Annotated in this window: 12 protein-coding genes; 5 read left to right on the forward strand and 7 right to left on the reverse strand. The window is 67.0% G+C overall.

The genetic code is table 11. The features are described 5' to 3' along the window. Positions 1–38: 38 nt before the first annotated feature. Together rpsP and ffh are read right to left on the reverse strand one after the other, a co-directional pair. Positions 39–644, reverse strand: a complete 606-nt coding sequence (rpsP, locus tag ACO05L_RS00490) for a 30S ribosomal protein S16 (RefSeq protein WP_421730225.1) — start codon at positions 642–644, stop codon at positions 39–41. A 25-nt stretch (positions 645–669) separates the two neighbouring features. After that, entirely contained in the window at positions 670–2,214 is a 1,545-nt protein-coding gene (gene ffh / locus ACO05L_RS00495; protein WP_421730226.1) for a signal recognition particle protein, read from the reverse strand. Between the two features lie 324 nt (positions 2,215–2,538). On the opposite strand from ffh, the gene ppc reads away from it, so the two are divergent. Then, positions 2,539–5,271 (forward strand): phosphoenolpyruvate carboxylase, encoded by a 2,733-nt coding sequence (ppc, locus tag ACO05L_RS00500; RefSeq protein ID WP_421730227.1) that lies wholly within the window; start codon positions 2,539–2,541, stop codon positions 5,269–5,271. A gap of 68 nt (positions 5,272–5,339) precedes the next feature. Then, positions 5,340–5,645, forward strand: coding sequence for a CsbD family protein (locus ACO05L_RS00505; protein WP_421730228.1), 306 nt, complete (start codon positions 5,340–5,342; stop codon positions 5,643–5,645). Between the two features lie 78 nt (positions 5,646–5,723). Here the strand turns inward: ACO05L_RS00505 and ACO05L_RS00510 are convergent, their stop codons facing one another. Then, entirely contained in the window at positions 5,724–7,898 is a 2,175-nt protein-coding gene (locus ACO05L_RS00510) for a M3 family metallopeptidase (RefSeq protein WP_421730229.1), read from the reverse strand. Positions 7,899–8,011: 113 nt separating this feature from the next. Here ACO05L_RS00510 and ACO05L_RS00515 point away from each other — a divergent pair, with 113 nt between their 5' ends. After that, positions 8,012–8,869, forward strand: a complete 858-nt coding sequence (locus ACO05L_RS00515; protein ID WP_421730230.1) for a glutamate racemase — start codon at positions 8,012–8,014, stop codon at positions 8,867–8,869. A gap of 4 nt (positions 8,870–8,873) precedes the next feature. Here ACO05L_RS00515 and yihA read toward each other — a convergent pair whose 3' ends face one another. The 4 genes from yihA to rpmH are packed head-to-tail and all read right to left on the reverse strand — an operon-like array spanning position 8,874 to position 11,981. Beyond that, on the reverse strand, positions 8,874–9,551 hold the full coding sequence (gene yihA / locus ACO05L_RS00520) for a ribosome biogenesis GTP-binding protein YihA/YsxC (protein WP_421730231.1): 678 nt from the start codon (positions 9,549–9,551) through the stop codon (positions 8,874–8,876). Then, positions 9,548–11,380 (reverse strand): membrane protein insertase YidC, encoded by a 1,833-nt coding sequence (gene yidC, locus ACO05L_RS00525; protein WP_421730232.1) that lies wholly within the window; start codon positions 11,378–11,380, stop codon positions 9,548–9,550. The genes yihA and yidC overlap by 4 nt, the downstream gene beginning before the upstream one ends. 34 nt (positions 11,381–11,414) lie before the next feature. Then, a complete protein-coding gene (rnpA, locus tag ACO05L_RS00530) occupies positions 11,415–11,816 on the reverse strand; it encodes a ribonuclease P protein component (protein WP_421730233.1) in 402 nt (133 codons plus the stop codon). A gap of 30 nt (positions 11,817–11,846) precedes the next feature. Further along, positions 11,847–11,981, reverse strand: a complete 135-nt coding sequence (gene rpmH / locus ACO05L_RS00535) for a 50S ribosomal protein L34 (RefSeq protein ID WP_271145529.1) — start codon at positions 11,979–11,981, stop codon at positions 11,847–11,849. 186 nt (positions 11,982–12,167) lie between these two features. Between rpmH and ACO05L_RS00540 the strand changes: the two genes are divergently transcribed. Both ACO05L_RS00540 and ACO05L_RS00545 read left to right on the forward strand, forming a co-directional pair. Beyond that, positions 12,168–12,899, forward strand: a complete 732-nt coding sequence (locus ACO05L_RS00540) for a TVP38/TMEM64 family protein (protein WP_421730234.1) — start codon at positions 12,168–12,170, stop codon at positions 12,897–12,899. Next, complete coding sequence (locus tag ACO05L_RS00545) at positions 12,896–14,380, forward strand: sensor histidine kinase (RefSeq protein WP_421730235.1); 1,485 nt, start codon at positions 12,896–12,898, stop codon at positions 14,378–14,380. The genes ACO05L_RS00540 and ACO05L_RS00545 overlap by 4 nt, the downstream gene beginning before the upstream one ends. Positions 14,381–14,408: the final 28 nt, after the last annotated feature.

Genomic DNA, 14,408 nt, shown 5'->3' on the forward strand with positions numbered 1-14,408 from the left:
CTCTTCCGGCGCGAACCGGAAGCGCGGGCGAGAAACCCTTAGGCTTCGGTCTTGTCTTCGGCGGCGCCTTCGGCCGGAGCCTCTTCGACGCTGACTTCGGCGGAGCCTTCGGCTTCGGCGGCCGGAGCTTCTTCACTGGCAGGAGCCTCTTCAGCAGCAGCTTCGGCAGCCGGCTCTTCAGCAGGGGGCGCGTTCTTGGCGGCTTCGGCGGCGGCGGCGGCTTCTTCCTTGGCCTTCACGGCGGCTTCGGCGGCCTCGATCTTAGCGGCGGCTTCGGCCTCGGCGCGGTCGGCTTCACGCTGCGAGCGTTCGGCGGCGCGTTCGACGGCCTTCTTGCCCGGCGCGCCCTTGTTGGGGTTGTTCGACTGGGTCCACTTGACCTTGCCGACCAGGGCCTCGTCGGTGCTTTGCGAGATGAAGCGGGCGACGCGGTCGGTGGGCTGGGCGCCCTTGGACAGCCATTCCGAGATCCGGTCGGCCTTCAGGGTCACGCGGGGCTTTTCACCGTCCTTGGGCAGCATGGGGTTGTACGAACCCACGCGCTCCAGGAACTTACCGTCGCGGGGAGCGTGCGAGTCGGCAACGACGATGTAGTAGTAGGGACGCTTCTTGGCGCCACCACGGGCCAGACGAATCTTCAGCATTTTCAGTCTCTTTCTTTAAGTCGGATTATTTCTTGGTGGGAAAACCGGGAAGGCCGGGCAGGCCTCCCGGAAGCTGTCCGCCGCCCAGGCCCGCAAGACGGTCCTGAATGGCGTTCATTTCATCGGCCGAGGTGTCGGCGAGTTTGCCGCCGCCCATGGCCTGAAGACGTTTCATGTCGGGGCCGCCCAGACCGGGCATTCCGGGCATTGCGCCGCCGCCGCCGAGGCCGCCCAGCATGGCCGCCATCTGCTGCATCTTGCGCGGGCCGCCCTTGGCCATGGACTTGACCATGTCGGCCATCTGCCGGTGCTGTTTCAGCAGGCGGTTGATGTCCTGAACCTCAACCCCGGCGCCAGCGGCGACGCGCTTCTTGCGGCTGGCGTTGAGCAGGTCGGGCTTCTTGCGCTCGGCCTTGGTCATCGACGAGATGATGGCTTCCTGGCGCAGGATCATGCGGTCGTCGACGCCGCTCTCGGCCATCTGGTTCTTCATCTTGGCCACGCCGGGCAGCATGCCCATGATGCCCTGAAGACCGCCCATCTTCTTCATCTGCTGAAGCTGGGCCGCCAGGTCGTTGAGGTCGAACTGACCCTTGGCCAGCTTCCTGGCCATGGCCTCGGCCTTGGACTGGTCCAGTTCCTGGCTGGCCTTCTCGACCAGAGCGACGATATCGCCCTGACCCAGGATGCGACCGGCGACGCGGCGGGCGTCGAAGACTTCGAGGGCGTCGACCTTCTCGCCCGAGCCCATGTATTTGATCGGCAGGCCGGTGACGGCGCGCATCGACAGCATGGCGCCGCCGCGACCGTCGCCATCGGCGCGGGTCAGGACCAGGCCGGTCAGGGGCAGGCGTTCGTTAAAGGCCTTGGCGGTGCGGACGGCGTCCTGGCCGGTCAGGCTGTCGGCGACCAGCAGGGTCTCGACGGGCTTGGCGACGGCGGCGACCTCGGCCACCTCGGCCATCAGGGCCTCGTCCAGGGTGATCCGGCCGGCGGTGTCGAGGATCAGGACATCGAAGCCCTGCAGCTTGGCCGAGGTCAGGGCGCGCTTGGCGATCTGGACCGCGCTCTCGCCCGCCACGATCGGCAGGACGGCGACCTCGATCTGCCTGCCCAGCTGGGCCAGCTGTTCCATCGCGGCCGGACGACGCGTGTCCAGCGAGGCCATCATGACCTTCTTGCGATCGAACTTGGTCAGGCGCAGGGCCAGCTTGGCCGAGGTCGTGGTCTTGCCGGACCCTTGCAGGCCGGCCATCAGGATCACGGCCGGCGGCGTGGCATTGATGTTGATCGGGGTCGGCTCTTCGCCGCCCAGCATCTCGACCAGACCATCATAGACGATCTTGACCACCTGATCGGCCGGACGAACCGAGCGGATGACCTCTTCACCCGTGGCCTTGTCGGTGGCGAAGGCGATGAAGTCCTTGACGACCGGCAGGGCGACGTCGGCCTCCAGCAGGGCCACGCGCACTTCGCGCATCGCCTCGGAGACGTCCTTTTCGGACAGGGCGCCGCGACCGGTGATCCGGTCGAATACGCCAGTCAGCCTTTCGTTCAGAGCCTCGAACATTCACGACCTCATTTGACGCTCGAACCGATCCCCATAGCGAAACGGCCTCTGGCGACGATCACGTCGGCAGAGGGTTCTCGCCTGCCTCGTCCGGTCGAAACCGGGGACGTGCAGGTGGAGACGCAGGTTCAATTGCGTCGGAAGCGGCGGCTTATGCGCGAAAGCGGGCCGTTTGTCGACTCTGGCTGGATCAACCCTTCCGGATCATCCGTTTCGGCAGCGCACAATCCGTTTCAGCCGTCCGTTCTTTATGGTCAGGGCCAAAACCGCTGATACGGTCCCGCCGTTCATTTTCCGCAGTCTCCCCGCTGAAAGTCGCCGCCCATGCCCGTCATTGCGTCCCCCGTTGCGTCCCCTGCTGCCGCCGCCCCCGCCGATGATCGCCTGCGCGAAGAGACCCGCCTGCTGGGGGGACTGCTCGGCGACGTGATCCGCACCGAGGGCGGCCAGGACCTGTACGACCGGATCGAGGCGGTGCGGCAGGCGTCCGTGCATTACCACCGCGACCCGGCGTCCAAGGATGCGTCCAAGCTGGAGGCCCTGCTGAGCGACCTGTCTCTGGATCAGGCGGTCGGGCTGGCGCATGGGTTCGCGGTCTTTTCCCTGCTGGCCAATGTCGCCGAGGACCGGGCGGGCAAGCGCCGGGCCCAGGTCCAGACCGCAGAAGGCGCCCGGCCCGATACGCTGGACGGAGCCTTGGCCCGGCTCGCCGCCGCCGGAAAGACGCCGGCTGACGCTCAGGCCCTGCTGAACGACGCCCTGATATCGCCGGTCCTGACCGCCCACCCCTCAGAGGTGCGGCGCAAGAGCGTCATCGACCGCATCGCCGCCGTGTCCGACATCCTGGACGCCTGCGACCGGGACAGCCTGAGCTGCGCGCCCGACGTGATGACGCGCGGCCTGCGCCGTCAGACAGTGATCCTGTGGGCCACGCGGCTGGTTCGGAACACCGGCCTGGTGGTGCAGGATGAGATCAACACCGTCGTCTCGTTCCTGGAACGCGTCTTCCTTCACGTCGCCCCGACCCAGTTGGCGGATTGGCGAAAGGCGCTTGAGGCGCCAGACCTGAACCCCTTCATCCGCATCGGCGCCTGGGTCGGCGGCGACCGCGACGGCAATCCCAATGTCGATGGCCAGACCCTGACCGCCGCCCTGTCGACGGCGGCCCGCGCGGTGCTGCGCTTCTATCTGGACGAGGTTCACGCTCTCGGGTCCGAACTGAGCCTGTCGGGGTCTCTCGCCCCTATCAGCGCCGAGATGACGGCTCTCTCGGGGGCGTCGGAAGACGATTCCCCGCACCGCTCTGACGAACCCTATCGCCGCGCCCTGACCGAAATCTACGCCCGCCTGGCCGCCACCCACCAGCGACTGACCGGCATGGCGGCGCCGCGCCCGGCCGGGTTCGACGCCGCCGCCTATGATGGCCCGGACGAGTTTCGCGCCGACCTGGGCGTGCTGCGCGACAGCCTGATCGCCAGCCATGGCGAGGTCTTCGCCGACGACAGTCTGTCGCGCCTGATCACGGCCCTCGACATCTTCGGCTTCCACATGGCGACCGTGGACCTGCGCCAGAACTCGGATGTTCACGAACGCGTCGTCGCCGATCTCTTCAAGGTCGCCGGCGTAGAGGCCGACTATTCGGCCCTGGACGAGGAGGGCCGCATCGCCATCCTGTCGGCCGAACTGGCCTCGGGCCGCCTCCTGTTCAGCCCCTATGCGACCTATACCGAGGAGACGCTGAAGGAACGCTCGATCCTTGAGGCCGCCGCGCGCGGCCTGGCCCTGTTCGGGCCCCAGGCGATCCGCACCCATATCGTGTCCAAGACCGACGCCGCCTCGGACCTGCTGGAGGTCTATCTGCTGCTCAAGGAGGTCGGCCTCTATCGCCCGGACGCGCCCGGCCAATGCCCCATCCAGGCCGCGCCCCTGTTCGAGACCATAGACGACCTGCGCGCCGCCAAGCCCACGCTGGAACGCCTGCTGAAGGAGCCCTCGGCCCTGGCCGTGGCCAAGGCGCGCGGCGTGCAGGAGGTGATGATCGGCTATTCGGATTCCAACAAGGACGGCTCATATCTGACCTCGACCTGGGAACTGCACGAGGCGTCGCGCGCCCTGCTGGACGTGACCAATGCGGCGGGACTCAAGCTCCAGCTCTTCCACGGCCGCGGCGGGGCTGTCGGCCGGGGCGGCGGATCGAGCTTCGCCGGCGTGGTGTCGCAGCCGACCGGCACGGTGGCCGGCCGGATCCGCATCACCGAACAGGGCGAGGTCATCGCCAACAAGTACGGCGAGCCCGACGTGGCGCGCAGGAACCTGGACGCCCTGACCGCCGGGGTGCTGATCGCGTCGCTGGCGCCGCCGCCGGACGACGAACTGACGGCCAGGCACGGCAAGACCGCCTCGGCCCTGTCCCAGGCCTCAATGTCGGCCTATCGGGCTCTGGTTTACGAGACCGAGGGCTTCGTCGACTATTTCCGCGCCGCCACCCCCATCGCCGAGATCGCCGAGCTGAAGATCGGCTCGCGCCCGGCGTCGCGGACCGCCTCGACGCGGATCGAAGACCTGCGGGCCATCCCCTGGGTGTTCAGCTGGTCCCAGTCGCGGGTCATGCTGCCCGGCTGGTTCGGCTTCGGCTCGGCGATCCAGAGCGCCGACATGGGCGAGCTTCGGGCCATGGCCAAGGACTGGCCCTTCTTCCGCACCCTGATCCAGAACATGGAGATGATCATGGCCAAGTCGGACATGACCATCGCCCGCCGCTACGCCTCGCTGGTGCCCGACGCCGCCCTGGCCGAGCGGATCCACGGCGCGATCCAGTCGGAATGGACGCGGACGCGCGACGCCGTCCTGTCCATCACCGGCCAGTCGGAACTGCTAGGCGGCCAGCCAGAGCTCGACCGGCTGATCCGTCTGCGAATGCCCTATGTCGAGCCGCTGAACCATGTGCAGATCGAACTGATCCGCCGCCGCCGGGCCGGCGACGACGACCCCCGCGTCCGCGAAGGCATCCTCCTGGCCATCAATGGTGTCGCAGCGGGATTGCGCAACAGCGGCTAGCGACCACATGAGGCCCCGGATTACACAAGGCAGGGGCCGTCAGCGCCTCAGCGACAAGGGGACGAAAGATGACAGATCGACAGGCGACCGGCGGCACAGCCTGGCTGGGCAGGATCCAGGACGCCTTGGGCGATCTGCTGGGCGATAACCGGCCCAAGGTCGAGGGCGCGCTCAAGGACGCCAAGGGTTCGGCGCTGGAGGTCTATGGCCAGGCCATGGATCAACTGGACAAGCTGGCCGACAAGGCGCCCGCCGCCTATCAGGACAGGGCCCATTCGGTGGTCAGGGTCGCGCGCCGCAAGCCCCTGCTGACCACGGCCCTTGTCGCCGGCCTGGGCTATATCCTGGCCCGCTCGACCGTCCACCGCCGATAGACCTCGCCCCTCCCACGGGCGGATAGAAAAAGGGCCGACGGAGCGATCCGCCGGCCCTTCTTCATGACTGCGACCCGATCAGCTGGTCGGGAACCCGCGCACGCGCAGCAGGGCGGCGACGTCGGGGTCGCGGCCACGGAACTGGCGATAGGCCTCGGCCCGGTCCGTGGTGTTGCCCGGCGCCAGCATGATCGACTTGAACCGGCTGCCGATGTCCGGATTGAACACGTCGCCCGACTCCTCGAAATAGGCCCAGGTGTCGGCGTCCATCGTCTCGGACCACAGGTAGCTGTAATAGCCGGCCGAGTAGGCGTCCGACGTGAACAGGTGATTGAACTGCGGCAGACGGTGCCGCATCACGATCTCCTTGGGCATTCCCAGCCGTTCCAGCGACGCCTTCTCGAAGGCGTCGATGTCGGTCGGCGGCGTGGCCTGGGTGTGCAGGTCCATATCGACGATGGCCGAGGACAGGTAGCTGACCGTCGCATAACCTTGGTTGAAGGTGGACGAGGCCTCGATCTTGTCGACCAGGGCCTGGGGCATGGCCGCGCCCGTCTCATTGTGCTTGAGGAAGCCGTCCAGGATCGGCCGGCTCAGCACCCAGTGCTCATGCACCTGCGACGGATATTCGACGAAGTCGCGCGGCGTGTTGCCAAAGCTCGGATAGGTCACCACCGAGCTGTAATAATGCAGGGTGTGGCCGAACTCGTGGAACAGGGTCTCGGCGTCGTCCAGCGACAGCAGAACCGGCTGGCCGGCCTCGGGCTTGGTGAAGTTGTTGTTGTTCGAAGCCAAAATGGGCTTGGAGCCGTCCACCTTGGCGAACGACCGATAGGTGGTCATCCAGGCGCCCGACCGCTTGCCGACGCGCGCGTAGTCGTCAGCATAGTAGAGGCCGATCACCTTGCCCGTGACCTTGTCCCCGACCTCATAGAGCTCGACGTCGGGGTGGAAGATCGGGGCCGTCCCGGCAGGCAGCTTGGTGAAGGTGAAGCCGTAGAGGCGCTCGGCCATGGCGAAGGAGCCGGCGCGGACCGCGTTCAGTTCGAAATAGGGCTTCAGCTCGTTCTGATCGAGATCGTATTTCTGCTTCCTGACCTTCTCGGCGAAATACAGGTAGTCCCAGGGTTCGATGTCGAAACCGGCGATCGCCTTCATGTCGGCGACCTCCTCGACGACGCGGGCCTTGGCCGGGGTCCAGACGCGATCCATCAGCGCCTTGGCGTTGGCCGGGGTCTTGGCCATCGTGTCCTGCATTCGCAGTTCGGCGTGGTTGACGTAGCCCAGCAGCTTGGCGCGCTGGTCGCGCAGCTTCACGATATCGGCGATGGTGGCGTTGGTGTCGTTGGCGCCGCCGTTGTCGCCGCGGTTGACGAACTTGCGCCAGACCTGCTCACGCAGGGCGCGGTCGTCGGCGAAGGTCAGATAGGGGTCCACGCTGGACCGCGTGTTCATGATGACCCAGCCCTGAAGGTTCTTCTCGCGGGCGGCGCCAGCGGCCGAGGCCTTGTTGGACGCGGGAAGTCCAGCCACTCCGGCCTCGCTGGGGATCACGGTCCAGGCGTTTTCGTCGGCGACCACCTTCTGGCCAAAGCCGGTGAAGTGGGTCGACAGGGCGGCGTTGATCCGCCCCAGCTCAGCCTTGCCCGCCGCGTCCAGATTGGCGCCCGAGCGGATGAAGGCGTCGCGACTACGCTCGGCCAACCGCTTCTGCTGGGCGTTCAGACCCATGGCGTCGGCGTTGTCGGCCACCGCCTTGACGCGCTGGAACAGTTTTTCGTTGAAGTTGATCTCGTCGTAGAAGGCCGTCAGCAGCGGCGACATCTCGGTGTCGACGGCGTCATAGGCGTCCCCGCCGATATTGCCGGTCATGACGCTGTAGATGTTGACGATGCGGTCCAACGGCTGGCCCCACAGCTCGGACGCCACCATGGTGTTGGCGAAGGTCGCAGGCTCGGGGTTGTCGGCGACGGCGACGACATCGGCGCGCGCCAACTCCAGGGCCTCGATCATGGCCTCACGCAGCTTGGCGGGCGTGACCTTGTCCCAGGGCGGCACGCCTTCATAGGGGCCGGTCCAGGGTTGCAGCAGTTCCGCGCGAGGCGTCTGGACGGGCAGGACAGCGCGGGCGATGCGGGCCTCCTCGGCCAATTGGTCCGGCGACAGGGTCTGGATGGCGGATCCGGCATTGGCGGCGCAGGCGGAAAGGGCCATCAGGCTGCCGCCCGCGATGAGAAGCTGGCGTCTGTGCATGGGGTACTCCGAACAATCATGTGGCCCCGGTCCTAGGCCTATCCCGCCCGAACGTCACCTGAACGGACTGTAATCTATGGATCGCGGCGAAGGTTCCCGCTAAAGCCCGCGCCATGGCGATAGGCGTATTTGACTCCGGCGTGGGCGGACTGACGGTCCACCGCGAACTCGTGTCCCGGTTCCCGGACCGCGACTTCATCTATTTCGCCGACCAGGCGCGAGCCCCGATCGGCGGCAAGACCGGCGAGCAGATCGTCGATCTGACGCGCGAGGGCTGCGAGACCCTGTTCGACGCGGGCGCCAGCGTGGTCGTCCTGGCCTGCAACACCGCCTCGGCCGTCGCCCTGCGCCGACTGCAGCAGACCTGGATCCCGGCGCAGCAGGAACGCTATGGCCGCCCGGTCAATGTGCTGGGCATCATCGTCCCCACCATCGAGGCGGCGACCGGCCTGCCCTGGACCTATGAGGCCGACCGCTCGGCCAAGGACGACAAGATCGAGGCCATCGACATCGTCGGTGTCTTCTCGACCGCCGCCACGGCCATGAGCCGGGTCTTCGAGATCGAGATCGACAAGCGGCGCGAGGACCTGGCGGTATTCTCCGAGCCCTGCCCCGGCCTGGCTGGCCTGATCGAACTGGGCGCCACTTCGGAAGAGTTGAAGGTGGTGGTGGACGAACACGTCGACGCCCTGCGCCGCCGCATCGGCCGCCACCCGGACAAGGCCATCCTGGGCTGCACCCACTATGAGATCGTCGCCGACCTGTTCGCTGCAGCCCTGCCGGCCGGGACGCCGGTGATCCACCAGCCGACCGCCGTGGCGGATTCGCTGGCGCGGTATTTCGAGCGCCATCCCGAATACGACCTGGGATCCTCGTCCGCACGCCGGTTCCTGACCAGCGGCCAGGCGGGGCCGCAGTCGGACATGGTTTCGCAGTTCTGGGGCGCGCCCCTGACATTCGAGACGGCGTAAGGCCTTAGGGTTCGACGCCCGTGGTGCGCATGATCTCGGCGCGCAGTTCGGGCATGCCGTAGCCCTTTTCCGCCGATGTGACGGCGACCACCGGGAAGGCCGCAGGGCGTTTGGAGATGGCCTTCAGCGTCGCCGCCGCCACCGTGTCGCGCTCGTGCGCCTTGATCTTGTCGGACTTGGTCAGGACGATCTGATAGCTGACAGCCGCCAGATCCAGGGCGTCCAGCGCCTCGGTATCCACCGACTTCAGGCCGTGACGGGCGTCGATCAGCAGATAGACCCGCTTCAGCGTCACCCGACCGCGCAGATAGTCGCGGCCCAGATCCTGGAACTTCTTCACCGTGGTCTTGGACGCCTTGGCCCAGCCGTAGCCGGGAAGGTCGACCAGGCGCAGCTTTGCATCCAGGTCGAAGAAGTTGACCTCGCGCGTGCGGCCCGGCTCGTTGGAGGCGCGGGCCAGCTTGTGCATACCCACCAGCCCATTGATCAGGCTGGACTTGCCCACATTGGACCGACCGGCGAAGGCGATCTCGGGCAGGTTGGGTTCCGGCAGTTGCTCGATCTTGGCCGCGCCCATGACGAAGGTGGCCTGGCGCGAGAACAGCACGCGCGCCGCCTCGATCTCCTCCTCCGAATAGTCGGGTTTGGAGACGTCGAAGAAGGGCGGCGGCGTTTCGGTCATGCCGGGGTCTTGCGGAAGCGGGCGATGAAGCTGTCGATCGGGTTCTCGGCCTTGAAGCGGTGCATGATGAAATACTGCTGGATGATCGAGAGGATGTTGTTCCAGGCCCAGTAGACCAGCAGACCTGCGGGGAAGCCGGCCATGATGAAGGTGAAGATGATCGGCATGAACTGGAAGATCTGACGCTGGATCGGGTCAGCGGCGGGCGGGTTCATGGCCGTCTGCAGCCACATGGTGAAGCCGTACAGGATGGCCAGCACGCTCAGGCCCAGAGTAAAGCCCGTGCCGTGGCCGCCGATCAGGGTTCCGATCAGAGGCGCCGAAGCGGGATCCCAGGGGATCAGGCCGAACAGGTTCCAGATATTGGTCGGATCCCGACCCGACAGGTCCTTGATCCAGCCGAAGAAGGGCGCGTGCCGCATCTCGATGGTGACGTAGAGCACCTTGTACAGGGCGAAGAAGACCGGGATCTGGACCAGGATGGGCAGACAGCCCGCCAGCGGATTGATCTTCTCCTTCTGGTACAACTCCATCGTCGCCTTCTGCTGGGCGGCGGGATCGTCCTTGTTGGCGGCCTTGATGGCTTCCATCTTGGGCTGCAGCAGCCGCATCTTGGACAGGCTCTCGTAGCTTTTGTTGGCCAGCGGGAACATGATCAGCTTGATCGACAGGGTCAGCAGCAGGATGGCGACGCCGAAGTTGCCGACCAGGCCGTAGAAGAACTCCACCACCATGAAGATAGGGCGGGTCAGGAACCACAGAATGCCCCAGTCGATGGCGTAGACGAAGCGCGGCAGGTTCAACGTGTCTTCATAGCCGGCCAGGATCTCGTTGCGCTTGGCTCCGGCGAACAGACGCTGGGTCTCGGTGGCGGTGGCGCCCGGCTGGATGGTGCGCACGGCCCCCGACAGACTGGCTTCGTGGATGTTGTAGCGCTGGGCGTCGCGGATGCGGAACTCGGTCGAAACGGCTTCGGCCTGGTTGGGGATCAGGGCCGCCATCCAGTACTTGTCGGTGATGCCCAGCCAGCCGCCCGTGGTGTCGCGGGTCTCGACCGGCTTCTTGGTCCAGTCCTTGTATTTCAGCTGTTCGGTGATGAAGCCGTCGCCGTTCGAGAAGGTGCCGATGGCGCCCTCATGCAGGATCTGGTTCTTGCCCAGCACGTCCGGCACTCCCTGGCGCTGCACGCGGCTGTAGGGGCGGATGGTGATGGCCTGGGTTCCCAGGTTCTGGACCGTGTCGGTGACAGTGAACAGATACTGGTCGTCGATGGCGATGACGCGGGTGAAGCGCAGGCCCTGGCCGTTGTCCCATGTCAGGGTGACGGGCGCATTGGGCGCCAGGGTCGAACCCGAGGTCAGGCTCCATGGCGTGGTGTCGCCGGGGACCCCGCCGGGGACGTTGGTGGCCAGCCAGCCGAAGTCGGCGAAATAGGCGTGCTCCATCCCTGCGGGCCGGAACAGCTCCTCGAAGGGCGAATTGGGGTCGATGGTCGTGCGGTAGCGTTTCAGGAACAGGTCGTCGATGCGACCGCCCTGCAGCGACAGCGAACCCTTCAGGGTCGGGGTCTCGATCGGCACCCGCGCCGCCGAGCCCAGGGCCTGGGTGCGGTTGGTCAGGAAGATGGCGCTGGAGGCAGAGGGCGAGGCCCCCGGCAGGGCCGCGGCGCCGGCCGGTTGACCCGGCACGGTCTGTTCAGCGACGGCGGCCTGCTGGGCTGCGCGGCGCTGCTTGGCCTGGGGCTCCATCACGAAGACCTGGTACAGGATCAGGATGACCACGGTGCAGACGATGAAGATCACCGTATTGCGTGCGTTCTCGGATTTCATGCGGATCAGTCGTCCTGGCCGGTAAGGTCGCGGATTATTTGGGCGCGTGGTTTGTGGGCGTAAAAGCCGCTCGCCCGTCTGAAGGCCCTTGTGGGGTCGCCAGCCTTGTAAGCGCCGATTTCACATCGTCAAGCAAACGGTCCCACGGACGCGCCGTCGTGCCCATGCGGGCGATCAGCACATAGTCGCTTCCGGGGACGCCGCCTTGAGGAACCATCGCCCGCGCCGCCTCGCGCAGGCGGCGTTTGGCGCGGTTACGGACCACCGCCCCGCCGACCTTGCGGGTTGCGGTGAAACCGACGCGGATCACGGGATCGCCGTCGTTTCGATCCAGACGCTGGACCACGACAGCGCCGCGCGCTTGGGAAACGCCTTTCGCGGCCGCCAGAAACTGGGGCCGCGAGGTCAGGCGTTCGATTTTCTGAACGTCACTCATGATCCTCCCCTTCGGGAAGACGTGAGACAACTAGGCCGTCAGCTTCTTACGGCCCTTGGCGCGGCGACGCGCAACGATCTTCTGACCGTTCTTGGTGGCCATCCGCGAACGGAAGCCGTGGCGGCGGGCGCGCACTAGACGTGACGGCTGATAGGTCCGCTTCACGGTCGGCTCCTGGGGCTAAAGGTTTAGGCGGCGGACAAATGAGGCGTCCACAACCGGAGGCGGGCGTATAAGGGGCGAGGTCTTCGGAGTCAACGCCGCCCCGTTCTGCCCGTCCCGCCTTTGCGCCGTCGCCCCCCGCGCAGGCGAGGCCTCCCCACAGGACGCGAACCCGTCTAGGACAAGGCAATGAACCGGATCAGGCGTTTCGCGCCGCTCATTCTCCTGGCCTGCATCATCGCCCTGATCTTCGGCATGGGGTGGAACCGCTATCTGTCGCTGGATACGTTGCGCGACCATGGACAGGCGCTGCGCGACTTCACCGCCGACCACTGGATCCTCAGCCTGCTGGCCCTGATGGCCGTCTTCACCATCGCCACGGCCAGCGTGGTGCCCGGCGTCTTCTTCGTGACCATCACCGCCGGCTATCTGTTCGGGCCCTGGATCGGCGGCGTCGCCACCTCCATCGCCGCCACCCTGGGCGCCCTGATCGTCTATGGCGTGGCCCGCTCGGCCCTGGGCAAGTCGATCGGCGCCCGCGCCAGCGGCGACGCCGGGATGATGCAGCGGGTCTGCATGGCCATCGACAAGGACACCTTCTGGTATGTGCTGGCCTCGCGCCTGGCCGTGGTTGTGCCCTTCCACATGATCAACCTGGCCGCCGGGGTCATGGGCGTCAGACTGCTTCCCTATACAATCGCCACCGTCATCGGCCTGTTGCCCGCCCACATCATCTACTGCTGGATCGGCGCGCGGCTGAACGCCCTGCTGGCCAACGATCCCAACCCCGACATCCAGTTGCTGTTCGGCCAGTTCTGGGCCCCGATGGCAGGGGTGTTTGTGCTGGCTGTCGTCCTGCCCTTCGCCCTGAAAGCCGTACAGGCCGCCATCGAACGCCACGGGCGCGGTCAGGCCGCATGAATCGCGAACGCCTGCTGACGGTCGTCCAGACCCGCCTGCGCCTGCCGGCCTCCCTGACGCAGGGTTCCTGGCGCGACCGGTTGAAGCCCCACGCGCCCGACGGCCTGTCGTCCCGCCTTCTGCTACTGACCGTCGCCTTCACCCTGGTGGTCGAGACCCTGATCGTGGCCCCCAGCGCCGCATCCTTCCACGAGCGCTGGCTGATGGACCGCCTTCAGGGCGCCGAGCTGGCCTCGGTCGGGGTCGAGGCCCTGCCCTATAACGCCGTCGACGACGCAACCGCCGAGACCCTGTTGCGCATCGGAGGCGTTTCCGCCGTGGCCATCTCGGACCAGGGGGTGATGCGCCAGCTGCTTCAGGCCCCCAACCTGCCCCGTACACCGGACTTCATCGACCTGAGGCGTCGCAACCTGGCCCAGAGGCTGTGGGACCCCGTGGTGACCCTGTGGGGCCATCCCGACCGCTCGATCCGCGCGCGCGCCGCGCCCCGTTACCGCTCGGGCGACTTCATCGACGTGGTGGCGCCCGCCGAGCCGCTGCGGCTGGAGCTGCGCGCCTTCCTGCTGAACAGTCTTCTGGTGTCGATCCTGATCTCGATCGTGGCCGGCGCCCTGCTCTATGCGGGCCTGGCCTTTCTGGTGCTGCAACCGCTCAGGCGCGTGACCCGGTCCATCGAGGGCTTCGCCGCCGATCCCGAGACCCCCGCCCCCACGCCGTCCGACCGCCACGACGAGATCGGCCGGGTCGAGCGCGAACTGGCGCGGATGCAGGACGAGGTGCGCCAGTCCCTGCGCGCCCGCTCACGCCTCGTGGCGCTCGGCGAGGCGGTGGCCAAGATCAACCACGACCTCAGAAACATGCTGACCTCGGCCCAGATGGCGTCCGAACGCCTGGCCTCCTCCGCCGACCCCCAGGTGGCCAAGGCCATGCCCCGGCTGGAGCGCGCCCTGGGCCGCGCCGCCGCCCTGACCCGCAATGTGCTGGACTATGGCAAGTCCGAGGAACCGGCCCCGGTCCTGACCCGCATCCCCCTGGCCGCCGCCGCCGCCGCCGCCGCCGAGGACGCGGGGCTGGAGCCGCAGGGGGTGAAGCTGGTCAAGGCGATCCCGCCCCGCTTCGCCGTCACCGCCGACAGCGACCAGTTGCACCGCATCCTGGTCAACCTGATGCGCAACGCCCGCCAGGCCATCGAGGCCGATCAGGCGCGGGGCGAGCGCGCCGGCAGGGGACAGGTGCGGCTGACCGCCGTCAGCGACGGCGCCGTCGTCGTCCTGTCCATCACCGACGACGGGCCGGGCATCCCGCCGCGCCTGTCCGAACGCCTGTTTGACGCCTTCGTCAGCGGCAAGGCGTCCGACGGCACGGGCCTGGGCCTGACCATTTCTCGCGAGCTGGCCGCCAACCACGGCGGCGAACTGCGGCTGGTCGACACCAGCCCCGCCGGCACGACCTTCGAACTCAGGCTGCCGGACCCGATCTGAGCCGCTCAGCCGGCGCGATCTGATCTAA

It is taken from the genome of Brevundimonas sp. (assembly GCF_965227765.1).
Taxonomy (GTDB): Bacteria; Pseudomonadota; Alphaproteobacteria; order Caulobacterales; family Caulobacteraceae; genus Brevundimonas.

What these genes read in the sequence shown, in the direction of transcription:
- ppc (WP_421730227.1), top strand. Translation starts at nt 2,539, where the DNA reads ATGCCCGTCATTGCGTCCCCCGTTGCGTCCCCTGCTGCCGCCGCCCCC.
- ACO05L_RS00505 (WP_421730228.1), top strand. Translation starts at nt 5,340, where the DNA reads ATGACAGATCGACAGGCGACCGGCGGCACAGCCTGGCTGGGCAGGATC.
- yidC (WP_421730232.1), bottom strand. Translation starts at nt 11,380, where the DNA reads ATGAAATCCGAGAACGCACGCAATACGGTGATCTTCATCGTCTGCACC.
- ACO05L_RS00540 (WP_421730234.1), top strand. Translation starts at nt 12,168, where the DNA reads ATGAACCGGATCAGGCGTTTCGCGCCGCTCATTCTCCTGGCCTGCATC.
- ACO05L_RS00545 (WP_421730235.1), top strand. Translation starts at nt 12,896, where the DNA reads ATGAATCGCGAACGCCTGCTGACGGTCGTCCAGACCCGCCTGCGCCTG.
- ACO05L_RS00515 (WP_421730230.1), top strand. Translation starts at nt 8,012, where the DNA reads ATGGCGATAGGCGTATTTGACTCCGGCGTGGGCGGACTGACGGTCCAC.
- rnpA (WP_421730233.1), bottom strand. Translation starts at nt 11,816, where the DNA reads ATGAGTGACGTTCAGAAAATCGAACGCCTGACCTCGCGGCCCCAGTTT.
- yihA (WP_421730231.1), bottom strand. Translation starts at nt 9,551, where the DNA reads ATGACCGAAACGCCGCCGCCCTTCTTCGACGTCTCCAAACCCGACTAT.
- ACO05L_RS00510 (WP_421730229.1), bottom strand. Translation starts at nt 7,898, where the DNA reads ATGCACAGACGCCAGCTTCTCATCGCGGGCGGCAGCCTGATGGCCCTT.
- ffh (WP_421730226.1), bottom strand. Translation starts at nt 2,214, where the DNA reads ATGTTCGAGGCTCTGAACGAAAGGCTGACTGGCGTATTCGACCGGATC.
- rpsP (WP_421730225.1), bottom strand. Translation starts at nt 644, where the DNA reads ATGCTGAAGATTCGTCTGGCCCGTGGTGGCGCCAAGAAGCGTCCCTAC.